19 protein-coding genes are annotated in these 23,862 nt (G+C 61.7%); 8 read left to right on the top strand and 11 right to left on the bottom strand.

Annotated elements, in window-relative coordinates:
• The first annotated feature begins 296 nt into the window (after positions 1–296).
• From GX515_01670 to GX515_01655, 4 genes are all read left to right on the top strand, one after another.
• Positions 297–3,386 (top strand): hypothetical protein, encoded by a 3,090-nt coding sequence (locus GX515_01670; GenBank protein ID HHY31720.1) that lies wholly within the window; start codon positions 297–299, stop codon positions 3,384–3,386.
• Positions 3,387–3,423: 37 nt separating this feature from the next.
• Positions 3,424–4,881, top strand: a complete 1,458-nt coding sequence (locus tag GX515_01665) for a hypothetical protein (GenBank protein HHY31719.1) — start codon at positions 3,424–3,426, stop codon at positions 4,879–4,881.
• Positions 4,882–5,168: 287 nt separating this feature from the next.
• Complete coding sequence (locus GX515_01660) at positions 5,169–5,924, top strand: CpsD/CapB family tyrosine-protein kinase (GenBank protein HHY31718.1); 756 nt, start codon at positions 5,169–5,171, stop codon at positions 5,922–5,924.
• A complete protein-coding gene (locus GX515_01655) occupies positions 5,914–6,735 on the top strand; it encodes a phosphotransferase (GenBank protein HHY31717.1) in 822 nt (273 codons plus the stop codon). Before GX515_01660 ends, GX515_01655 begins: the two co-directional genes overlap by 11 nt.
• Before the next feature lie 257 nt (positions 6,736–6,992).
• On the opposite strand, the gene GX515_01650 is transcribed toward GX515_01655, so the two are convergent.
• Complete coding sequence (locus GX515_01650; protein HHY31716.1) at positions 6,993–7,112, bottom strand: hypothetical protein; 120 nt, start codon at positions 7,110–7,112, stop codon at positions 6,993–6,995.
• A 40-nt stretch (positions 7,113–7,152) separates the two neighbouring features.
• Between GX515_01650 and GX515_01645 the strand changes: the two genes are divergently transcribed.
• The 3 genes from GX515_01645 (at position 7,153) to GX515_01635 (ending at position 11,030) form a co-directional block, all read left to right on the top strand.
• Positions 7,153–8,328, top strand: coding sequence for a capsule assembly Wzi family protein (locus GX515_01645; protein HHY31715.1), 1,176 nt, complete (start codon positions 7,153–7,155; stop codon positions 8,326–8,328).
• A gap of 94 nt (positions 8,329–8,422) precedes the next feature.
• A complete protein-coding gene (locus GX515_01640; protein ID HHY31714.1) occupies positions 8,423–9,535 on the top strand; it encodes a hypothetical protein in 1,113 nt (370 codons plus the stop codon).
• A gap of 235 nt (positions 9,536–9,770) precedes the next feature.
• Entirely contained in the window at positions 9,771–11,030 is a 1,260-nt protein-coding gene (locus GX515_01635; protein ID HHY31713.1) for a hypothetical protein, read from the top strand.
• A gap of 96 nt (positions 11,031–11,126) precedes the next feature.
• Here GX515_01635 and GX515_01630 read toward each other — a convergent pair whose 3' ends face one another.
• The 3 genes from GX515_01630 to GX515_01620 all read right to left on the bottom strand — a co-directional run bounded on the left by GX515_01630 (position 11,127) and on the right by GX515_01620 (position 13,365).
• Positions 11,127–11,612: a DUF456 domain-containing protein gene (locus GX515_01630; protein HHY31712.1), complete on the bottom strand. Its 486-nt coding sequence runs from the start codon at positions 11,610–11,612 to the stop codon at positions 11,127–11,129.
• Between the two features lie 81 nt (positions 11,613–11,693).
• Positions 11,694–12,560 (bottom strand): alpha/beta hydrolase, encoded by an 867-nt coding sequence (locus tag GX515_01625; GenBank protein HHY31711.1) that lies wholly within the window; start codon positions 12,558–12,560, stop codon positions 11,694–11,696.
• A 226-nt stretch (positions 12,561–12,786) separates the two neighbouring features.
• Entirely contained in the window at positions 12,787–13,365 is a 579-nt protein-coding gene (locus tag GX515_01620; protein ID HHY31710.1) for a hypothetical protein, read from the bottom strand.
• Positions 13,366–13,792: 427 nt separating this feature from the next.
• Between GX515_01620 and GX515_01615 the strand changes: the two genes are divergently transcribed.
• Positions 13,793–14,998, top strand: a complete 1,206-nt coding sequence (locus tag GX515_01615; protein HHY31709.1) for a glycosyltransferase — start codon at positions 13,793–13,795, stop codon at positions 14,996–14,998.
• Positions 14,999–15,239: 241 nt separating this feature from the next.
• Here the strand turns inward: GX515_01615 and GX515_01610 are convergent, their stop codons facing one another.
• The 7 genes from GX515_01610 to GX515_01580 all read right to left on the bottom strand — a co-directional run bounded on the left by GX515_01610 (position 15,240) and on the right by GX515_01580 (position 23,847).
• Entirely contained in the window at positions 15,240–15,989 is a 750-nt protein-coding gene (locus GX515_01610; protein ID HHY31708.1) for an SIS domain-containing protein, read from the bottom strand.
• A 152-nt stretch (positions 15,990–16,141) separates the two neighbouring features.
• A complete protein-coding gene (locus GX515_01605) occupies positions 16,142–17,179 on the bottom strand; it encodes an ROK family protein (protein ID HHY31707.1) in 1,038 nt (345 codons plus the stop codon).
• Positions 17,151–19,394 (bottom strand): cellulase family glycosylhydrolase, encoded by a 2,244-nt coding sequence (locus tag GX515_01600; protein HHY31706.1) that lies wholly within the window; start codon positions 19,392–19,394, stop codon positions 17,151–17,153. The genes GX515_01605 and GX515_01600 overlap by 29 nt, the downstream gene beginning before the upstream one ends.
• A gap of 45 nt (positions 19,395–19,439) precedes the next feature.
• On the bottom strand, positions 19,440–20,291 hold the full coding sequence (locus GX515_01595; GenBank protein HHY31705.1) for a carbohydrate ABC transporter permease: 852 nt from the start codon (positions 20,289–20,291) through the stop codon (positions 19,440–19,442).
• 133 nt (positions 20,292–20,424) lie between these two features.
• Positions 20,425–21,357 (bottom strand): sugar ABC transporter permease, encoded by a 933-nt coding sequence (locus GX515_01590; protein HHY31704.1) that lies wholly within the window; start codon positions 21,355–21,357, stop codon positions 20,425–20,427.
• 163 nt (positions 21,358–21,520) lie between these two features.
• A complete protein-coding gene (locus GX515_01585) occupies positions 21,521–22,840 on the bottom strand; it encodes an ABC transporter substrate-binding protein (GenBank protein ID HHY31703.1) in 1,320 nt (439 codons plus the stop codon).
• 278 nt (positions 22,841–23,118) lie between these two features.
• Positions 23,119–23,847 (bottom strand): GntR family transcriptional regulator, encoded by a 729-nt coding sequence (locus GX515_01580; protein ID HHY31702.1) that lies wholly within the window; start codon positions 23,845–23,847, stop codon positions 23,119–23,121.
• Between the last annotated feature and the right edge of the window lie 15 nt (positions 23,848–23,862).

Raw genomic sequence — 23,862 nt, 5'->3', positions numbered from 1 at the left:
CGCCCGCTCCCGCACAGGCGCCGACCGCGCGGAAACACCGTGCGTTGATGTGTTCGTCGCAAGCGCCAGGATTTCCTTCATGTGTCAAGTGCCGGGACACGACTAGATGAAAACATTTTCTAAAATCCTCAAGGATAGAGGCATTGACGAAAAGCCGATCCGAGGAAATGCGACTCGCAGGAAGGAATCGCTCGGAGATGGTAGAATTCTGGTGTCGTAAGAGTCTCCGGCACCGTGCCAGTGCCCGGAACTCACGAACGTGAGACGGTAACGGAAGGGTGACACGTCCACACGATATGATGAAGCGGTTGCGTTCTGTTTTCGTATCGCCCGCGCTGCCAACAGGTGTTCCCGCGCTCCTTGTCTGCATCTGCGTGCTTCTCGCGGCGTTCGTGCAGACCACATCTGCCCAGGTCGCCTCGTCGGCCGCTCGTGAGTCGCCAGCGGGCTACATCATCTCCGCCGGCGACCTGCTCGATATAGCCGTATGGGGTTATGAAGACCTGTCCGCGATGGTAAGGGTCAGGGAGGACGGGAAGATATCGTTCACAAGCCTCATAGAAGAGGTCCAGGCGGCTGGGTTGACCGTGCCAGGGCTCCAGGAGGTCCTCACCGAGAAACTCTCCTATTATCTCAAGAATCCCAGGGTCACAGTGTCGGTCCGCGAGTCGCGGCTCGTCCGCGTAAACGTCATGGGAAGCGTCCGCTCCCCCGGAACGTTCAGCTTTCCCGAGCCACCCAACATTCTGGATGTGATCGCGGCGGCCGGAGGAGACACAGCTGAGGCTGACGTGACTTGTATCAAGGTCACGCACAGGGCGGGGCTTGCGACGCCTTCGGGGGCCGCGCCCGGCCCCGGCGCGGAGCCGACCACCGTCGACTTGCGCGCCGTGCTTGCAGGCACCGCAGAACCCTCAGCATGCGTTCTCGCCGACGGCGACACGGTCTTCGTGCCCAGGGCGCTCGCAGTCAAAGTCATGGGAATGGTCCGGGCACCGGGCACGTACTACCTGGAGCGTGGAGCCCGCCTCGCCGATGCCATCGCGAGAGCTGGAGACGTGCTTCCCGAGGGCGACCCCAGCAATGTCTCGGTGTCGCGACAGGACGGCGCGCGGACCGTGGACCTCAGGGCTGCTGTCGCCGCTCCAGACAGCAGGGACAACCTCCTTCTCGCGGACGGCGACATAATCCACGTCCCGGAGGCGGTGCGTACCATCTCCGTGCTGGGCGAAGTTGAAAAGCCTGGTGTGTACCCCGTCGGCCCCGACACCAAAGTCTTCGACGCCATCGCGGCGGCGGGAGGGCCCGGGCTCGATGGCGACATCACTTGCGTCCGAGTGAGCCGGAGCAAGGGCGGAACGACCCAGGTATTCGAGATAGACTTGAGCGATTCCGGCAACATCGCGAGCCAAGGCGGTGACTCGCGCATCATCATGGGCAGCGCCTTCAAGCTGGAACCCGGCGACATGGTTTATGTGCCGAGAGCCATTGAGGTGCAGGTGCTCGGGCAGGTGAAATCCCCCGGCACTTACCGATTGCGCGCAGGCAGCCGCCTGGTCGACGCCGTCGCTAAGGCTGGTGGGCCCACGGACGTCGCGGACTCGTCGCAGGTTTCCCTCACGCGCACGTCCGCAAAGAACGCGAGTGCCGCGGCATCCGTGACGGCCAGAGTCCTCGACCTCGAAGGGATACTCAACGGTGCCAAGCCTGAGGACAACGTCGTTCTTCAAGACCAGGACATCATCTCCATCCCAGAACTCATCCAGGAGGTGTCAGTCCTCGGAGAAGTGGACCGCCCGGGCACGTACAAGATTCACAAGGAAACGCGCGTTCTCGACGTGCTGGCGCTCGCGGGCGGCGTGCGGCCGGAGGGTGATGCAACAAGCGCGGTCCTTACCAGTAAGGGCCCTGACGGCGAGGTGCGCCGCACGGTCGACCTGGACAGGCTCCAAGCCGCCGGCGGGGGCGATGAAAACTACATTGTCAGAAACGGCGACGTCCTTTATGTCCCTAAGGCGATCTCAGTCATGATCCTCGGGAAAGTGAAAGCGCCGGGGACTTACAGCCTCCGAGCCACGGCTCGGTTCATGGACGCCATCTCGCGGGCGGGGGGAGTCGCCGAGGACGGCGACCCGTCAGCAGTCACCCTCACACGACAGGGCGAGACCGCGAGGGTACACACCGTCGACATGCGGTCTATAATGGCGGGCGCTGAGGATCAGAACATCTCGCTTCGGGACGGCGACATCATCTTCGTGCCCGAGCTCGTGAGAGAGGTCTCGGTCATGGGCCAGGTGATGAAGCCCGGGGTATACAAGATACGCGACGGGACGACGTTGCTCGAAGTGCTCGCAATGGCAGGGGGTGTCACCGACACGGGCGACGACAGCGCCATCAGGCTCACGAGGCGGACCCAAGACGGCGCCGGCGAAGTGCTTGAAGTGGACGTTGAGAGCCTCGATCGGGACATCATCGTTCATCACGGTGATACAGTGTTCGTCCCGTTGAACGTGCGGCAGGTTTCAGTGCTCGGTGAGGTGGCAAGACCCGGAGTATATCCGATACGCGAGGGCACGACTCTTCTCGAGGTTCTGGCGATGGCGGGAGGAGTCACCCAACTGGGCGACGACCGCGCAGTGAGGGTCACGACCCAGGGGGCAGATGGGTCGCCGCACGCCGTCGAGTTCGACGTGGGACATCCGACTGAGGCTGCGGACGCTTCCTCGTGGGTTCTACGTGGGGGCGAAGTCGTTTACGTGCCAAGGTCCATCGCAGTACATGTCGTCGGCGAGGTGGCGAAGCCCGGCCTTTACTATTTGAAGGCAGGGAGCTCCGTTGCCGACGCCTTGGCGGTAGCGGGAGGGCTCACTGACGACGCAGACCGCTCGCAAGTAACGCTCACAACCCATACGAACGGCACGGGCACGTCCGCGTCAGCTGAACACGGCGCTCAGGTGTACCTCCTCGACGCGGACAAGATTCTAAAAGGCTCAGACCCCGCTTCCAACCGGATCGTATCCGACCAGGACACCATCTTCGTTCCCAAGGCCCGGCGCGAGGTGGTGGTAGTGGGCGAGGTCGCCAGACCCGGCGTTTACACGATCCGCGAAAGCGCTCGGCTCATGGACGCCCTGGCCCTTGCAGGCGGCCCTACCAAGCGCGCGGCGCTTGAGTCTGTGTGCATCTTCAGAAACGGCCAGGTCGCGGCAGGTGAGGAAATCGTGCTCGGCCGGGACGACCTGTTTTTCGCCGGCAAGGCTGAGGATAACCCGCCCGTGTTGGGCGGCGACATCGTTTACGTGCCGGCCACGTCCAAGATAGATTGGGAAAAAGTGCTGTCGTTCCTATCCGGCCTGAAGCTTATCAAGGACATTGTCGCACCATAGCGTGGTGCGGGGCTTTAAGGAGAGATGACGAAGCCTTATGGATCAGCTTGAGCAGGAAGTTGATCTCCTCGAATACCTGAGGGTGCTCGCCCGCAGGAAATGGCTCATACTTGCGCTTGTTCTCACCAGTGCGCTGACCGCGTACGTGGTCAGCGCCGGGATGACCGAGATCTATCAAGCCACTGCGACGATAATGGTGAGAACTGATAGCGCGGTGGGCACGATGCCGTTCATGGAGGAGATGATGGGCACTTCGGGAAATGACATCAGAAACTACATGGAATTCCTTAAGAGCCGAACCATTGTGGAGTCAGTCCTAACGCGGTTGGGCTGGTACACTCCCGTGTCCCCCGAGGACGTCGCCCTGTGGCAGAAGAGCCTATCGGTCCAGCAAGTCCAGGGAACGAACGTGGCAAAGCTCTCCGTGGAATCAGACAATGCTGAGAGGTCGGCCGCGTTTCTGAATGCCCTGATCGAGGTCTTCAGGGAACACAGCCAGAAGATGAACCAGGAATCGGCGCGTGCGGCAAGGGAGTTTGTCGCGCAGCAGCTTTCCATCTCCGAACAAGCGCTCCGGAAGGCCGAGGATGCCCTCCTTCAATACAAGAAGTCCAGCATGGTTGTGGAGCCGACAGAAGAAACGAAAGCTCAGATAGACAAGATCGCCGAGATCGAGAAAGAGCTCGCCGCGGCCCAGGTAGAGCTCAACGCGGCCATGGCGGAGAGGCAGGAGATAGAGCGCAACCTTAGGTCGGCGGATCCGACGCTCGTCACGTCGACGACACTTGTGAATAACCCGCTCGTGCAGCAATACAAGATCCGGCTGTCGGACCTTGAGACCGAGCTAGCAGGAGCACGCGAGCGATACACCGATAACCACCCGGCTGTCATCAGCCTGAAGGCACAGATCGCTGATGTGAAGGCCAAACTCGCCCAAGAAGTGGAGAACGTGGTCGGCTCGCAGACTAGCTCCCTCAACCCCATTTATCAGGCACTGCGCACGCAACTAGTGGAGAACGAATCTCGCATCGTGGGGCTCGAAGCGAAACAAGCCGCGCTCCGCGGAATGCTTCTTGACGCCGAGGCGAAACTGGCGGCGATCCCGGAGAAAGAAATGGACGTCGCACGCCTCATGAGAGAGCAGCGTGTAGATGAAGAAATCTACGTGATGCTGCGCACGAAGTACGAGGAAATGCGGATCACAGAGGCCATGAAAGTGTCGGACGTCTACGTGATAGATAGCGCGGTGGTTCCCGAGAAGCCCATCAAGCCGAGGAAGCTGCTCAACACGGCTATCGCCGCGTTTCTCGGGCTCTTCGTCGCAGTAGGTGTCGCGTTCGTCATGGAGTACGTGGACACGTCATTCAAAACCCAGGAGGAGGTCGAACGGCTCCTTGAGCTTCCCGTGCTCGGGGTTGTCCCCGATATGCGGAGGTTCCGTCGCAAGCATCCGAAAGGCGAGCCATTGGGAGGGGGCGAACCCGCAGCGTCCTAAGCGTGACGCAATAGGGAGGCGCGGTATTCGTCTCTTTTCTTGAGGGTCGCAAGGGTTGTCGGCGCAGGCACGGCGCGGCGGCCGAGCATGGGCCGAACATGGCCTGAGCACCGTCCGGATTCGAGCTGGGCGCCGCGAACGCTCCGTCCCCGTAGGGTGAGGGCAATGATCTGGGGCGGGACGCACGCAACTGAGAGGCAACGCCAACTTGTTGTGTCCTGCTTGGAATCCCGCTCCTTCAGCACTGTTGACGCGTTGACCCTGCGCGAGAGGAGGGTTTTTCTGAATTGCCACAGTCTAGGAGCCGCCACAGGAGCCTCATAGTCTACCATGACCCGAGGTCTCCCGTGTCAGAGGCATTTCGAACTTTTCGAACGAACCTTGAATTCGTGTCACCTGACAGACCTGTGCGTTCTCTCCTGATAACGAGCCCTGGTCCGTCCGAGGGCAAGAGCACGGTAGCAGCCAATCTTGCGATCTCGATAGCTCAGGGCGGAAAACAGGTGGTGCTCGTCGACGCTGACATGCGCAAGCCCGTTCAGCATGAGCTTTTCTCGCTTCCAAACGCCGTGGGGCTCACGACAGCCCTTGTCAAAGGGGTGGTGCCTGACATCTACCAGGACACGTTTGTTCCCGGTTTGCGGTTGGTCACGAGCGGGCCCATTCCTCCGAACCCCGCGGAGCTCCTTGGCTCAAGCACAATGGGCGCACTCATCGACGCGTTCGCGTCGGAGGCAGATTTTGTGATATACGACGCGCCGCCGGTGATGGCAGTGACTGACGCCATACTCCTCGCGCCCCGGCTCGATGGCGTGCTTCTGACCATCAGGATCGGAGTGACGTCGAGAGACGCCGCCAAGAGGACTAAACAGCTGCTTTCTGGCGCGCATTCGAGACTTCTCGGGGTGGTGCTGAATCAGGTAAAGCCAGGTCGAGGGTACGGCTATTACTATTACTACTATTACAAGGGCGATTCCGGCTCCGCGCTCTCCAGCAAGGAGGCCGCGGCGGTCTCGAACGGAGAAGCCAGCGGTGGCGGGTGAGATGCGGTTGAGCCGTGACAGCGCTGTTCCGGGAGCCGTCGACATCCATACACACATCCTCCCAGGGGTGGACGACGGTGCCAGGAACCTGAATGAGGCCATCGTCATGGCAAAGGCAGCGCAGGAGCGCGGCAGCGTCCTCATGGTGGCAACGCCTCATGCCGATTTCGCGGGGCGCCGGTGGCAGGGTGTGGCCAGCACCATCCGAAGCAGGGTTGCCGCTCTCAACGCCGTGTTCGAGTCCTCGGGCTTGTCCGTGAAGGTCTTGCCGGGGATGGAGATCGCGATGCACCCTCGGGTCCTGGAACTGCTAAGACACGGCGACGCACTGACCATAGGGGATGCTGGAAAGTACGTCCTCGTTGAGCTGCCGTTTCAGCAGATTCCCACGTACGCCGAGAAAGCCGTGTTCGACCTATCCAGCGCGGGCTATGTCCCGGTGATCGCTCACCCCGAACGGTGCTCCGAGGTCGCGACCGACCCGAACCGTATGTACCGGCTGGTGCGGGCAGGCGCCATGGGCCAAGTGAACGCCGGAAGCCTCACCGGCGCGTTCGGCAGGTCCGTCCGGCAGGCGGCGGAAACCCTTCTTAGACACGGGCTTGCCCATCTCATAGCAAGCGATGGACACTCACCCGAGGATCGGCCCTGCAGGCTTGACCTAGCATTTGCGGCCGCGTCCAGGCTCGTGGGACGCGAGGCCGCCTTGCGTGCCGTGCGCGACATCCCACGTGCGGTCGTTCGCGCGGAGACGGTGCAGCTAGAAAGCCCGGAAAAGTTCGTGCGGAGAAAGTGGTTCCTGTTTGGCTAGGTATACCGCCGGGAGTTCGCGCTGCCTTTCGGTACGGGGGCGGGGGTCCTGCCTAATAATACTATCGGCCTTACCCTCTGGGGACGGCGTGCTCGCTGCGCGCCTCGTCGGGATCTGGCGCGTAAGCCGGCCGAATTCCGAGCGTCCCGTCGTGCCAAGGACCGGTGACCATCGCGCCCTCAAGATGAGAGACGAGAACTCGTTGCGCCATGCTCAGGCAGATACCCGAGCCCTTGCCCTGGGCGGAGAGGATGGCTTCACATGGACGCAAGGGTCGAACGAAGCCCTAAGAGCGGCCGAAAGGGTCTACACAAAGAAAAAGGGTGCCTTTGGCAGCCGAGGGAGCGCTGGCATCCGCGCGTAATTGGGGCGGCCACCCCGCATGTCCTCGCAGCCCTCGTTGCTGCGGCTCTAGGTTTGTTCAGCTTGGAGGCGTGCGCCGCTGCGACCCTGCCAGCTCTCTTTCAATCGTGTTCGCTCGATGTTGGGGCGGAATGGGATTCCACCGCCCATGAACTGCATCTTTCGCTTGACAAGGTAAGCGCCACCATTGCGGGGGCGCTAGACAGGTGGCTGCCTGGCAGCACCATCACAATAGGACGTCAGACCTGGAAATGGGGCCCAGGGGTCTCGGGGTCGTTGCTTCTCTCCGGCTCAACCCCGCTCGATGGGGTATCCTTATCGGTCTCAGACGGTCGCCTTCTCTATGAGCAACTCGCCGCGGCGCGAGACGCGTCGGAAGGCAAATGGCTCTTCGCACACCGCATCGTGGGACGTCTTGGCAGCAGCGCCGAGGTGGGTATATCGGAAGCCTGCTCCGTTTCTTCGGGCTTTCACCTTCAGCCCTACCACCTCATTCCTGGATGCCCGTACTTCTTGGCCCAACACCTGAGCATGCAGGATGAGAGGACCCAGGACTGGTGGTCAAACGTCCTAGCGGCGCTCGACGCGAGTCTTGACGTGACTCGTGGTGTCAAGCTATACGGAGAGTTCATGGCGGACGACTTCCCGTGGGCGCCAAGCGCGCGGGGCCGGGTCCCGTACATGGTCGGCGGACTTGCAGGCATTCAGGTGGACGTGCCTCGTCAGACCAACCCGTGCCGTGTGGCCGTGGAATATGTGAGGATCAACAACTATGTGTATTCCCACAAGAACCCGGAGAACACCTACGTAGTCGCAGACGGCAAGCTTATCGGGCACCCGCTCGGCCCGGATGCGGACGCTCTTTATCTCTTCGTGAGTCGTAGAGTCGACCTAGATGACACCATCGGGTTCGGGCCGTGCCGAGACGTTGAGGTGACGGGCAGGCTCGGATACGAGCGCCACGGTGAAGGCATCGTCGGACACGCATGGAGCCCCTCGGAGGGCGTAAGCCGCGAGTTCCTCGCAGGCACTGTCGAGACCCGCGCCAGCCTTGGAGTGTGGGCCACGGGCCAGTTGGGCTCGGCCCTCTGCGCTGTCCCTGGCGCTCCCCACTGCGCCCTCGAGTTCGCGACGATCGTCGAAAAGGTGCGGAACGCAGGTCATGTGCCCTCAGCAGAGACGTTTGAGGCAAGCGTCGGCTTATCGCTCAAGTTCGTCTGGGGTCAATGACGAGGCCATGGCTCTGACGGACGAGAGCGCAGTGCAGGCGCCCGGGAGGCAGCGTATCGGGCGCAGGAGCGGAGGCGCCGAAAGGAGTGAGAGCGTGCGACGGCTCGTCGTGCTCATGATGATCCTAGCTCTAGGGTCCACACCGTGCCACGCAGCGACCGCGCCGGTTCCTGGCGAGTTGCTCACGGAAACCCTGACGGGCGCGTGGTATTTACCCCTCAGCGCGCCGGAACTGGCCGGTGGTTCAGTGGCCGTATGGCCCGGTCCGGCCGTGTGGCCTGGTCAGCTCTCAGGGGCCGACACCCCCGGAACGCTTGTTCTTTCGGCGGGCGCCTGGGTCCCAGAGGGAACGAAAGGAATATCGTGGTCTCGCGGTCTCGAGCTGATACGTGGAGAGCCCGCTGGCGACTACCGGTTCCTCGCTGGAGTGAGTCGTGCATGGGGCATGAGAGACCTCATCGTGCCCGGTGCCGGCGCGCTGAGACTGGGACTCATCAGGACCGAGACGGGTTTGGCGCTAGGATGGTCCGAGGATGAAGAACGGGCCGGCGAGATCCGGACGGTCAATGCCTGGGTCGTGGAGGCAGGACTCCCCGTGGGGAGTCTCTCCTTGGGGGCAAGGGTCCATCTGCTGGATGGGTCGCTCGAGGACCACCTCTCCAGCCAGTCAACCGAGGGCACAACCCTTCTGGCACGTGGGCGCGGCTACTCTGTAGACCTCGCGCTGAGAGCCAGGGTCGCTGCGAACCCTGCCAGGGAAATCGCTGCAGAGGCCGGGTTGATGAGCGTGGCGGGTGTGATGGCGTGGCGAGGCTCGATTACCTCGGACGGGACGACTCAAGCATGGAGCCGAGATGAAGGCGTTTCGCCTTGCTTCGCGATGTCCCTGGAAATGAGGCCGTCACTTAACACACTCCGTGCCCTCAGAGCCTCATTCGAGTCATCCGGAGGCGGGGGAGATCTGTTGAGAACGGCGGGTGTCGTCCCATATGCAGCGCCGTGGCGCGTTGGCTTGGGGGCTCAATTCGAGGTCATGCCCGGGTTCACAGGCACAGGATACCTCTATTTGTCTCCGAGCCGAGGCCCTAGCGCAACAGCGGGAGTCGGGCTCCGGATGGGCCGGGTATCGACGGACGTCGCCCTCGCCTTCGATGATACGCTCGCCGTGGCAAGCAGGGTGATGGTCACAGGGCGCGTCGCGTTCTGACAGCTCTCGCCCTGTGAATCCCGGCAGGCGTACGCCCCAGAATCCGTGAGCGCGGGAGCAAGAACTGATTACAGACGGTTGCGCTGCGGAGGAAGGAATTCAGCCCCGTAGCGCGAAACTGGTGGTTGGGTGGGAGTGCTCCCGCAGTCTTCGGATTCCCAGACTCCGCAAGAAAGGAGAGACAGCTACGTCGCTCTCGCCTCATGCGCGGGCGAAATCGAGTGTGGCACAAGGCATGGAGCAAGATAACGCGTATCTGGACGAAATAGACCTGAGACAGTACATCGAGATCTTATGGCGTGGGAAATGGCTCATTCTCGCGGTGACCGTCTGCGCCATGATTTCGGCCGGGCTTGTAAGCTTGTTCGTATTGGACCCGGTGTATGAGTCCAGCGTGATGTTCACAGTGAGCCTTCCTCAGGAGGTGCAGGATAGTCTCAAAGACCCCGTCATTGCCGGCATCCTTGGAGGCACGCCACAGGCACAGATGCGGCTTCTGCAGGATCCGGCCGTTCTTGAGAGGGCTGCCCGATCACTGAGGGACGGTTCCTTGAGTGCAGCGGCGCTCGCGGACAGAGTCACGGCCAGGGTCGTGGGAGATGCCGCAAAGGGAGACCGGCTGGTCGAGGTCACGGTAAGGGACTCCGTTCCGGAGAACGCACAGGCCCTTGCGAAGGCCGTCATCGAGTCATACAAGGACTACTTGTCTGAACTCGTAGCTTCCCGGCTCACCTCGCGCAGGCAGGCGATCTCTGAGGCATTGGCAGGCCAAAAGGCGGTTGCCTCAGAGGAGGTCGAGAAGGTCGAGAAGCTCGTGCAGGAATCCGGCGGAAGCGACCTCATCACAGAAGAGATCAACGCGAAGACCGCGGCGCTTGCGAACTACCGGTGGGAGTCTGACCAACTCACCAGTGAAGCGCGAGCCGCAACAGAGGCTCTCAAGGTGCTTGAGCAACAGCTCGCCGCAATTCCCCACACGATCCAGCTCGGCTGGTCATCCAGCGCGGGCGGCGCCCAGCAACCGCCTGCAAGTGAAGCATATACAATGACCCAGGTCAATCCTGCGTACATATCCTTGCTGGAAGAAGTCTCACGGAAACGCGCCGACCTCGCCGACATCCAGGCGCGCCTCGAAGCGACTCGGCAGGCGATACCCACGCTCGAGGCAGACATCTCGAGATTAAAGGCCGAGCTGGTGAGACAAAGGGCCGTCGAAGAAGCGTTGGAAAGCGCCCTCAACAGCGCTCAGTCGCGGTCGATTGAGCTCGCAGCCGAGCTTCAGAACTTTGAGGGACAGGACGCAGGGGCGATAGTCCAGGCCGCCGTCGGCGTCGTCGCGCCGGCGACTTTGCCCACTAGGCCTTCGGGCCCGAGAAAGCTCCTCAACGTCACGATAGCGGGCGTGCTTGGCTTGATGGTGAGCGTCTTCGGAGTCTTCCTCGTGCACTACTGGCGCAGCGCGCCTGGCCCGTCGCGAGAACCGCAAGACTGTTGAACTTCGCAAGTCACTGCCGATTTGCGCAACCGCATCGACGGCTCTGCGGCTTCAACTGGGCCGAAATGGCACAATCTGGGCAGGGGTCCGACGGTCTCACGCACTAAGCACTACCACAAAGAACCACACGATCATGACTAGTTCCACCGCGACTTTGAGGAGGGTGCCGCCGATCATGCCCACGAGAGTCCCAAAAGCTGCCCTAAACGCGCCTTGCAGCCGCTTTCCTGTCGCGAGCTCGCCCATGAGCGCTCCCGCAAAGGGCCCGATGACGAAACCGATCGGACCGAGGATGAGCGGGCCAATCACGAGCCCCGCGAGGCTGCCGTAGATGGCCGCTGACGATCCTCCGTATCGCCGAGCGCCGTACGCTGTTGCAGCGTAATCGATGACCAATGTCAGGGCGACCGCGACTGCCTGCCACACGTAAAACCCCGCTGTCAGCTTCGCAAAGCCCGTGAATAGGCCGTACACAAGCATCCCGAGCCAAACCAGCGGGGCTCCAGGCAGGATCGGCAGCGCGGTCCCGGCAAGGCCGAGCAGAAACAAGAGGACTGCCAGGATCATCCCGATTGCGGCCACAAGCGATCACTCCGGTGCTTATTGTAACCGACACAGGCACCCTGGTCGCGCCCTGGTCGCGGGCCGAGACCCGCGGCGCGGTCAGGCGCCGTGCCGTGCCAGCCAACTCCCGACGTCCGCCAGCACCTCTTCGCGATTGACGTCGTTAAAGAGCTCGTGAAAGCTGTCGGGGTAAAACCGCAGTTCGCGGTCTCGGCAGGTCATGGCTGAGTAGAAACGCCTTGTGGCGTATGGAGAGACCAAAGCGTCTTTGCCCCCTTGAAGGATGAGGCACGGAAGTTTGACAAAGGGTGCGGCCGCCATGGTCTTCTTCATCTGCTTCGCCAGTTCCACGTAGAAACGCAACGTGATGCGAGGATATCTCAGCGGGTCGCTCACATATGCTGCTACCACGTCGGGATCCCGCGATATGGCTTGAGCTGGGATCCCGGCGTCCACCGTCACCCTTGGGAAGAGATATGCCGCCGCCCGCCCGAGGGCCTCTTTGAGTCTTGGCACCTTCATGGACAGGGCCAGGCACGGTCCGGAGACGATCACGCCGTCGATCGGGCATGACCCATCGCGCGCCCCGTATTTCACTGCATAAGACAGCGCAGTAAGCCCTCCGATGCTATGGCCCAAGAGGAACACCTTGGCCTCGCTCGGCGTTCTCTCTCGCACAAGCTGGCAGAATAATGAGAGGTCATCCACAAGCTGGTCGTACGCGTCCACGTGCCCGCGTCTACCCTCGGACCTTCCATGCCCCCGGTTGTCGAGCCCCCAGACAGCATAACCCTGTGGCACCAGGTAGCCCACCACGTTTTGGTAGCGTCCCGAGTGCTCCGCGCCCCCGTGCGTGATCACCACAGCGGCTCGCGGCCGCCCTTCACCCGCCCCCGGTAGCCAGCACTGGTAAAACAGCTTGACCCCACCGGCCCCATCGATAAACCCTGTCGCGCTTGCCTCCATGGATATCCTCCCCCGCCTTCCGTCTCACGGTATCATGGCATCCCCCACTGACTAGTTCGCGAGAGGTTTCCAAGTCCCTGCTTATGGAAGACCGGTGGCATTTCGCAGGATCTCGATGGGGCCGCGTCATCCCCAAGGTCCCCGCGGAGAAGACGGTGCTCCGTCAGGGCCGGGGCGGTGGTTGAGTGAGCAGCGTCGGCATCACCTGCCAACCGAACAGCGGACTTCACTTGGCCGCCAAACGCCGAAGCTCCGCGTTCACCTCTTCCAGCTTGCTGCTGAGCTGCCTCATCTGCTCCTGGGCAAGCTTCATATAGTAATCGAGTTCCTTCTTGCGCCCTTCTTCGTCTTTCTCGAGCATCCGCTTGCACTCGGCGTATATGTCAAGCGCGCGATCCATCTCTGCGCGCAGCGCTTTTGCCTGTTCCTCGGCCGCCTCCGAAGGGCCCTTCACATGCGATACGTCTGGGACGAGCACCTCCTGATACCATGAAGCCTCGTCTTGTCTCTCGAAATTCAAGGAGACACAGATCTGTCTGTCGCTTCTGCTTGCCGCCGCCACAAAAGCTATGGGATTCGGCATGATCACTCCACCTACGGTTGCGCGAAACGGCTCGGCGGGCCAAACCGTGAGCCTTCCCTGCGACAGCCTGACCGCAATGTCCGCGCCCGTGGGGTCCTGGACGAAGTGAACTCGGTCCACCTGGCCGGTCAAGAATCCCATGAGGTAGGCAAACGCAGGGTCGCCTCCAACCATCATGGTGAAGTTCTGAAGCGCCTCGAGCTTCTTCGCCCGGCTTATCATCCCGCCTTCACCTCCCCAAGCAGATCGCCACGAGTTCGCGCTGCTTCCCAACGCGCAAGTCCTGTCGACGGAACGGACCTGGTTGCCTGCCTCGTCGCGTCGTGCGCCTCGCGTCGCCCCGACGCAACGTGCGCACGCGGCGCTTGCGCTTGAGCGGCTGCGCGGATGTGAGCTAGCCCCTTTCAGCTTTATTTTAACGCAAAAGAATGACCTTGAGATCCCCCTGACGGAACATGCATGCGCGAAGTGTCTGCGGCTTCACTAACCGATGCTGCACGTTGCCAAGCACGAATCCCATGGTACAATCTAGGTGAATCGCCAAAGGTTCGCGCTAACCTTTCGGCGCGGGGGTCTCGCCTGAGGCTGTCGACCTCGCCCTTCGGGGCGGCCTGCCTGTGGCGCGCCTCGCTTGACTCAAGCCTGCGGTATGGACGATTTGGAGGGAGGCATCATCGAAACACAGGGTAAACTTGCCGTGCTCTATGAGCTTCCGTTCGCAAACCTCGGAGGGACGGAAAAACACCTGCTCACCCTGGTCAGCGCGCTTCATCACGAGGTGGTCCCATGTCTCATTGCACCGCACGGAGACGCGCTCCGGCTCTTCCGAGACCTCGGGGTGCCTTACCGCACCGTACAACCCCTGAGCCTGGGTTTGGGCACGCGCCGCGAGCTGAGGGCGCATAGCACAGCTCTCCGAGAGCTTGTGACCGAGTTCCGGCCAAGCCTCATTCACGTCCACGGTGGCATGGAATGCGCCGTCGCCGCACACCTCGCGGCCCCAAAAGTGCCGATCGTCTTCACGATCCACGGGTATCCCGACGTGGCAAGCTACGTCATAAGCGGCCTGTTCGCTAACCGTATCGTAGAGGAGGTCATCTGCGTCTCCGAGGCGGAGCGGCGAACGGCACAGAGGTATGGGTTCAGAAAGGATCGTCTTACGGTGATCCGAAACGGCGTTGCCCCGCCGATGCCCGCCGCGTCTTCCCGGGGGCGCCAGCTCCGAGAACGCCTTGGCTTTCAACAAGACGCGGTTGTCATCGGAACCGTGTCGCGCCTTGAGCGCGGGAAAGGCACGTCACATCTCATATCGGCGTTCGCCCGCATCACCCAACGGTGCCCTGGTGCTCGCCTGCTGATAGTCGGGGATGGGACGATGAGGCCGAAGCTCGAGCGCCTTGCCAGCAGCCTCGGCATCAGTGACAGGGTCGTATTCACCGGTGCCCTCGACGACCCCAGCGACGCCTTGGAAGCGATGGACATCTTCGCCCTCCCTTCATTCCGGGAGGCGCTTGGAATGGCCATTTTGGAGGCTATGGCCAGGGCGAAGCCCGTGGTGGCTACGCCCGTCGGGGGCATCCCTGAAGCGGTGGTCCACGGTGAGACCGGACTGCTCGTGCCACCGGGAGACAATGCGGCCCTGGCCTCAGCACTGCTCACCCTCGCCAGCGACCCCGAGAAAAGGCGGGAAATGGGCGCACTGGGGCGCACCCGCTTCGAGGCCTCTCTCACCGCGGACGCGATGGCTCGCCAGACTCTCGAAGTGTACAAGCGCGTCCTGGCGCGCGCATCCGCGCGTGCGCCGGTGTCCGACCATATCGCCCGACCAGAACGACACTCCCGCCTGGGTTCGTGAGGCATCCGAGCGCCCGGCCTAGGTATGACGCCACAAGCTTTCGCCTCTTTTCTTGAGGGCACCGGGGTTGCCAGTGCTTGCACAAATGGGGGGTCGAGAATTTGGCCAGCCTGCGCGCCAAATCCGAACCAGGCGCACTGCAAGCGCCTCGCCCTGAAGGGCGAGTCCGACAGCCCCAGGCAAGGTCTGCACGCTGAAAAGCGGCGCAAACTTGTGGCGACCTATTTTGCCGAAGCGTGTGTCATCTCCGCACCCGCGAGGCGTACTCGTCGAAGACAGCCGCGTTGTGGTCGGGGCCGACGCCCTTCACGTTCGGAGAGACGAAGGTCGAAGGCTTCATCCCCGCCTCCACGAGCAGCTTCGCCACTTCCGCGACGATGGCGCACGAGATGGCCACAACTGCCACCGTGGATCCGGCTGCTACCGGGGCGTTGAGACCGTCCACATGCACCAGTGCGTCCTCGAGGGGCACATGGGTGTCGATCATCACGTCGGCAACGTCGCCGAGTTTCTTGCCGCTCGAGTGGGTGGGCTTCGCCTTTCTGTGGTTGTCGCCGGACACCACTGCTACCACAGGGAGACCCCTCTCCCGTGCGTACAGCGCCGCCTCGACAGGCGCAGCGTTGAGCCCGCCGTGAGAGAACACGCACATAGTGTCCTGCGGACGAAGCTCAAAGCTCTGAAGGAACGTGGCGACGTAACCCTCCTGGCGCTCGAGCCAGAGGAGCTCCCGGGCGCCGCCCGGGCCAACGACGTTACACCACATCAGTCTAGGGTCGAGCAACGGATGGAATCCGACGAAACTGCCATAGCGTGGGAACACGTCCATGACAGGGATCACGGAGTGACCGCTCCCGAAGAGGTGCACCAGGTGGCCGCTTCTTATGGAACCTGCCATGAGCTCGGCCGCCTTCTGGATGTTGCGCAACTCACTGACTCGGATCTCGTCCATGATCTCCTCGATCCTTCGAAAATACGTGATTGCACCCATCATTTCTGCCTCCTGTCCTGCGCACCGGCGTCTCGTATTGCGTGGACGGCCACAACAGGAAATCCCTTTCTCATGCCGCGGCGTTCACCGTGTAGCCGGGATCGCCGCAGGCGTCCGTCGCGTCCACCGCCTGCAGCCAGCACATCAGCGCATCAGTGTGCCTCATGGTGCGACGCCCTCACGCCCGGTCCGAAAGCTTCCATGGCCAGCCTTGCAGCGCCGATCACACCTGCGTCGTCGCCGAGCTTGGCGCATGTGACCCTCACCACGGGAGCGGACTGGGGCTGGGCCGTGGCATCAACGACACGTCGAATCTCTCCGAGGTAAGGTCCGAGCCTGTGGCCGACGCCGCCGCCCAGCACGACCACCTCGGGGTTGAACGCGCTCACCAGGTTCGAGACAGCCATACCTATGTACCTCACGGCCCTACCGACAACCCGTCTCGCCGTCTCGTCGCCTTTCTCCGCGGAACTGAATACCACCTCCGCGGTGATCGCGCACACGTCCCCGCCCGCGATATCCAACGCGATGCTCGGCTCCCCGCGTGTGATCCTCTCGCGCAATTGCCGCGCTATGCCCGGGCCGGCGGCCACGGTCTCGAGGAAGCCCTTTTCGCGATATACCGGATCCTCGACAGCCTCTGGCTCGAGACACGACCATCCCACCGCCCCCGCGATGCCACGGGCCCCCCTGTACACCCGGCCGTCAAGGATGAAGCCAGCTCCCACTCCCGTGCCGATGATCAGCAACACCACGTGGTCGCAGCCTCGTGCGGCCCCCATCCACTGTTCGCCCAGGACAGCGGCAGGACCGTCATGGTCCAGCAGCACCGGCACGCCGGTCGCATCCTGGAGAAGATCGCCGAGGGGGAAGCCCCGCCATCCGGCGATGTTGGGCGCCCAAATCACCACGCCACTCCCCCTGTCGAGGACCGCGGGCACCGCGACACCGCACCCGACCACGGCGAGTCTCATGCCGCGCGCCGCGTCAACGGCTTGACAAACCATCTCGGCTATCTGCCTGAACGGGCCCTTCCCTGTCGGGTCGTTCGCGTCGATGGTCACGCGTCGGCTCTCGAGCACCGCCCCTGTCGCATCGACAAGACCGCACGCAATCTTCGTGCCACCGACGTCAACACCCACCGCCGCCTTGCTCGCAGTCTCATTCAAGTCCGAAGCCGATTTTGACAACCCAGATCTCTCCTCCGTCGAGCCGCTTCCACAGTTCCGCGCAGCGCTCCTGACCGTTGCGCACGCTCACGTTCACCCTTTCGGAAGTGACGAGGTTCACGCCTGCGACTGCCCCGCGGCCCTCCAGACCACCCAGCGCAACCAGGAATCGCGCGGTCACTGGCTCACCGCCGTGGTTGAAGACGAAGAGGATGTGCGTCTCCCGAGCGGTACCCAGTCCGGACTGGAGCACCCGCGCCTCCACGGTCCCGCGGGGAGCGGCGGTCTCCACGATGACGGGGCGCGCAACGCCTGCACTCTCCGCGAAGCTCGCAAGGAATCTGCCGGTTGCGACATGGCGCCGCGTTTCATAGGCGAAGCTCAGGAAAGTGCCGGCTAGCACGGCTAACCCCTTGCCGTACCTGTTTGCCACCACGGCGGGCGCGCCGTCGTCGAAGGTGGCCACCACATGGGCGGAAGGCGCTGTTACCTCCAAGGCCTGTTTGATGCCGTACCCTCTAAGCTCGTCCCCTGATCGCACGGAAGCAACACACCCGGCCCCCTCGGGAGTCATCACTAGGGTTACGGTGTCGTCCACCTTGCACGCGCCGGTTTCTCTGCATCCGAACACGTCCTCGAGGCCGAACCCGGGCACGGCATTCCCGCATGCACCCATCTCATCGTTCCAACCCGTACGCGCTTCGGCCACCACCGTGCCGCCGTTGCGCACGAACTCAGCGATCCTCTCGGCGGACTTGCGCGTCACCATGAGCGAGAAGGGCATGTACAGGACTCTGTACCTCGCAAGGGCACCCTGTTCGACCTCGTCCAAATGGACGTAATCCGCGGGAATGTTCTCCTCGAAGAGCGGCCGGTAAGCCCCGGCCAGGGACCTTGAGGGGATGTACGTAGACTTCTCCCGCATGGCTGTCCACATGATGTTCGCGAGGACGTTGTATAGTATCGCCACATCGGCCTTTGGAGGCTTGGCCTCGAGGAAGAGCTCCATGTTGGCGCTCACGATCTTCCCCACCGCCCCTGCGACCTTCGCCCGCTCGCTAGGTGTGCCGTCCAGTCCAGCAAGGCCGAATCCGGCGGATTCGTAGCCTCGTGTCATGGGGTACCATGCGTAAAAGCACAAACCCTTCGCGCCATGGCTGATTGGTTGCCACGTCCACTCGGCTTCATCCTGGGCGGTCGCGGTGGTCGCGAACGCCCCCACGTACCCGTGGCCGCCCTGCAGCTCCCCCAGCCAGAAGGGACTCCCCGCCGATGCACACGCCGAGCGCGTCGAGCACAGCATGGCGGAGCGAAGCGAGGGGTCATTGGTCTCTTTCGCACCAACGTGTTTGGGGTAGAAAGAGGTTCCCCACACGTCCACGACTTTCGCCATCCGCCAGTCGTCTGGCGCCCCTTGGCCGAGCATTGGAAGGGTCATGATGCACGGGATGTCCGAGTGGCTGGTGACCACGTGGTGCGGGTCGGCGGCCTTGACCGTCCTAGCCCGCCACGCGAGGTCCTGAACGATCTTATCGAGGATGAATTCCTGCCAGTCAATGAAGTCGGTGTACGTCATGAGCGAGATAAAACGAGGCGCGTCCACCACGTCCCAACTCGAGTACGTGCGATACCATGCCTCATTGAGCGCGTCTATGGTCCCATACTTGGCCTTAAGCCATTCGCGGAAGCGCCTCACGGTATAATGGCAGTAGCAGAACACGGCGGGCTGCGGAAGGTAATCGAAGTAGGCCCACTGGACCACGTGCGGCTCGCTCCAAAGGTCCCATCCGAAGAACTCCTCGCGATCCCTCACGTGCGCTGCGACGGCAGTCATGAAGTCCTCCGCCCTCCGTCGCACGCCAGGGTGGTCGTAGCAGTACCCGGGCGACCCCTGTGAGATGACCGTGTCACCACTTTGTGACACGTACGCGGAGTCCGGGAACTCGTCGAGAAGCCAGTCGGGCGCAGAATCAAGGTAGAGCTGGATTATGACCTGAAGGCCCGCCTCGCGCGCGAGATCCATGACGAGATCCTGCGCGTCAAACCTGTACTCACCCGGCAGCGGTTCGCTCGCCGCCCAGTCAACCCAGCAGCGAATCGTGTTGAACCCGCATTCCTTGATGTTAGCAATGTCCCGCCGCCATTCGTCGGCCGCGCCGGGCCCGGGATGCTTCACCATCGTTGCCCGCGTGCGACCGCCTCCATACCACACGGCCATTGGAAAGTGCTTCTTCACCCCGATGCCTCCTCTCGCCCTCGTCCACCCGCCGCCATGGCGATCTCATTTGAACCCGCTCAGGACGAACCCTCTGATGTAATACCGCTGGAGCGCGAGGAACACGCACACAGAGGGCGCTATCGCCATCACGGTCGCCGCAAGGAGTTTGTTCATGTTCACAGCTGTGCTGTAAGCCGTTCCCATAAGCCGCAGGCCCACCGGAACCGTCATTAGGTGCGGGGCGGACGTGGTCACGATCATCGGCCAGAGGAAGTAGTTCCATTGCCCGATGAAGGTGAATATCGCGAGCGTCGCGAGGGCTGGCTTCACTAGTGGCATCATGACCCTGCCGAAGATGCCCAGATCGGAAGCGCCATCTATCCTCGCAGCGTCGATGAGCTCGTCAGGGATGGTCATCATGAACTGTCGCATCAAGAATATCCCCCACGCGCTCACCACGAAGGGCAGAATGAGCGACACGTACGACTGAAGAGCTCCCGTCCCTCCGATGCCAAAGATGTCGTTCCCACCGAGCAGGGGGAACCTCTTCAGGATGTAGTACACAGGGATCAGAAACAGGAACACCGGAAACATCATCGTGGAGAGAGTGAACGTGAACACGGCGTCACGCCCTGGGAACTTGAGCTTCGCAAGGGCGTATCCCGCGAGCGAGCTCGTTAAGAGCACCGCCAGGGTAACGGCTGTAGAGACGATGAAGCTGTTTTTGAAGTACTTGAAGAGCGGCACGTTGGGATCATGAAGGACGGCGCTGTAGTTGCCCCACTGAGGAACCGACGGCACCCACCTCGGAGGTATCGCCGTGATCTCCTCGTACGTCATTACTGACGCAGATAGAATCCAATAGAAAGGCAGAAACATGGCAAGCCCGATGATGATCACCGCTACATGCAACATGATCCGGCGGATGAACCGCGCACGGTGGCCACCTTGTCTCTTTATTCGCCCTTTTCGCTTGCCTCGACCGCCTCGTTCGCTCACTTGTGCGAGCTTACCGTCGGCCGCCAGCAACACGGTTGGAGGCAGTTGCTCACTCATAGGACTCTACGCCTCCTTTCCTGAGCACCCTCAACACTATGAAGGAGAATCCCAGCACTATCAGGAAGAGGAGAAATGCTCCCGCGCAGGCCCTCCCCATGCGCAGGTTCTTGAACGCCATCTGGTAGAGATAGAGAGCGAGCACGATCACGCTCCTGACAGGGCTCGTGCCTGACTCAGTGCCACCCACCGCGAGCATGAAAATGAGGTCGAAGGCCTGCCATGCGCCTATGAGGCCGGTCACGGACAGGAAAAGGATGGTCGGCCTGAGCATCGGCACGGTGATGTGCCTGAACTCCGCCCATGGGCTCGCACCGTCCAGCTTCGCAGCATCGTAGTAAACATCAGGGATACCCTTCAGGCCCGCTGTGAACACGATCACTGTGGAACCGATCCCGCTCCATATCGCTATCAGCATTATGGAGTACAGGCAGATCCGGGGATCTGCCAACCACTGTTGGGGCGGAAGGTGAACTATCTTCAATATGGCGTTGGCCAGACCTTCTGCCGGACGGTACAGGCCTCCCCAGATCCGCGCCACCGCGACGGAGGGTGTCACAACCGGCGCGAACATCACAAATCTCCAGAAAGTCGCGCCACGCACCCTCAAGAGCATGATGGCGAGACCGAGAGCGAGCACCATGCCGATAAAAACGGTCCCAGTGGCGTAGATGATCGTATTCTTCACGGCGATAAGGAACAGCTCATCCCTGGTCAGGAGATACGTATAGTTCCTTAGCCCCACGAACCGTGAACTCGTCAAGGGGACGAGCATGTTCCAGTCTCGGAACGAGATATACAAGGACATCCCAATCGGTATCACAAGAAAGACCAGATAGAAAACGAGTGCCGGGGAAAGAAACAGGTAACCTGTGAAGGTCCGTCTGAGGACACTCCTCCTGGCGGAGACTGCACTAGGCCTCAACGCCCTCACCTCCCGGCGGCCTGTAACCAGCGGTTACGCCCGTCTCTCGTCGCGCCGCGTCCCGACCTTGGCGATCCTCCGCGAGAGGCGGACCCGATGAGAGCCCGCCTCTCGCGAGCCGCTGCAAGGGACACATTACATTTCGGGCTTCGCCGCCCTCACATTAATAGAACTCCGCAAGGATCTCATTGATCTTGAGCGCAGCATCATCCAGCGCCTGCTTCGCCGTCTTTCGCCCGTGCCATGCCTCCACGATCTCGTTGGCGAGGATCGTTTTCACCTCGGCCCCCTGGGCGACGTTGGGCTCAGGCCTCGAGTTCTTGAGCTCTTCGACGAAAGTCTTCGTGTAAAGATCGTTCAGGGTATCCGGATGATTGGCGAGGTCGATCTCTCGGCATGGTAGGCTTCCTATGGTCTCAACCATTAGGTCACCCAGGCGCGTGGTGTTCTTGGGTTTTTGAACCTCCGCAGTGAACCACATCAGGAAGTCCCACGCGGCCTTCTTGTTCTTTGAAGCACTGTCCACCGCCAGGAACCAAGTGTACCCGGCGTTCACCGGCTTCTTTACGTACGGAACCGGGGCAACGCCGACCACCTTGTCATACTTGTTGCCGAGCCCCTGCTTCAAGCTCTGTTCATACCACGAAGCCATTATCATCATCGCAACTTTTCCCTCGGGAAACGCCCACACGCTCCCTGCAGGGTCGGTGCCACCGGTCTTGAAGAGTTCAAGCTCGGCCTCAAGCGCTTGCACACCTTCCGGGCTGTTTACCACACATTTCTTGAAGTCGGGCGACAGGAAGTCACCGCCCAGGTCCCAGAGGAGTCCGAAGTACGGATGAACGACAGCTGACTCCCAACCTGCTAAGAACGCGAAGCCATACTGGGTGATGACACCGGACTTATCACGCACGGTGAGCTTCGAAGCCATGTCAACCAGCTCTTTCCATGTCTTCGGAGGGGAGGTATAGCCTTTCGCCTTAAGAAGCTCCTTGTTGTACACCAGGCAGTAGTTGCCTACCTCCATCGGGATTCCCCAGATCTTGCCATCAATCGTCGCACCTGCCACGGACACCGGGGTATAGTTCTGCTTGACGTCGTTCACCACAGCCTGAGGCGGCGCGTCCAGAATGCCGTTCTGCACAAGCTGGACTCCCCAGAGCGAGTATATGCCGTATATGTCGGGCGCGACGCCGGACGAACGCGCCACCAGCACTTTTTGCAGGTACTCTTCCATGGGGACCGACTGGATCTCGATCTCGATGTCAGGGTGCAACTTCATATACTCTTCGACGTACTGGCGGAGCCCTTTGCTCACCAGCTTCCTGTTGGCGCCCTCCCCTGTATACACACCTTCCACTTGAAAGTCGCTCCAGTGCACCTGCCATACCAGTTTGGTCTTGGCTGCCGCGACGCTGCCGGTGGTTGCACCAAGCCAAAGCAACACGCAGAGGCAAACGACGAGCGCGACACACCTTCTCATGGTTCACCGCAGCCTCCTTCACCATACTAGGTGTGTTTCCCTTGGCCGAGTCACGAAACGGCTTACCGGTCGGAACCTCTGGATATCTCCACATGGCGTCCGCGGTCTAAGCAACTCCTCAGCTCTGCGTACCTCACCCCCTTTGCGACCGACCGGGCCGCGAGCCTGCCTCGCCCACCATGGCGCAATCATCCGCGTGCCGGCAGTCGGCAGATATGCCCTCGGCTCCTTGCGCGGCATCGCCCTCTCGCCGATGCCCCGTCTTGAAATGGCAAACGCTAGCCCTGCAGATCCACGCTCAGCGTGTACCTGTCTGCGCGGAGGATGGAAACGACGTACTCAAGAGCTCTATTGTCAGCAAGATAGGTCATACGCTCCGCAAAAAGAGCCGGCGACCCTTCAGCCACCTCCAGAAGCTTCGCGTCGTATGAGTCCAACACGATGGCGGTGTAGTTCTCGATGGCCCGGGCAGGCACAAGCCCGTACCTCGCGCTCAGCAACTCATACAGCGATACATTCTCTTCCAAGTGATCGGCAAGGTCTGGACACATATCCACCGGCACATACGCGGTCTGCACTCCCATGATCTCGCCGTCCGCAAGGCGCAGGCGGCGCACTTTGGTAACGAGGGTCCCGTCAGACACCGCCAGCGCCTCACGCACTCGTCCTCTTGCCGCGACGATCTCTATCTCGAGTATCTTCGTGGAAGGCTCCATTCCCCGATCGCGCATTTGCTGGCTGAAACTGGTAATGCGATTCAAACTGTGAGCAACCTTGGGGCGCGCCACGAATGTGCCCTTGCCCTGGATCCTGTAAAGGAGCCCTTCCTGGACCAGGCTCTGAATCGCCTGCTTGACGGTAATCCGGCTCACATGGTATCTCGCGCTCAGCTCTGCCTCCGAGGGAATCTTCTCGCCAGGTTTGAACGTACCGTTCTGCAGCTCGTCCCGCAGGAAATCGCGGATTTGGTGGTACAGGGGGGTCGAAATGCCTCTGTTTGGAATCATCCTGCGGACCTCCTC

Source organism: Bacillota bacterium, assembly GCA_012842395.1.
Taxonomy (GTDB): Bacteria; Bacillota; SHA-98; order UBA4971; family UBA4971; genus UBA6256.
The sequence above is the reverse complement of the archived record's forward strand: the minus strand, read 5'-3'. Positions and strand labels throughout refer to the sequence as shown.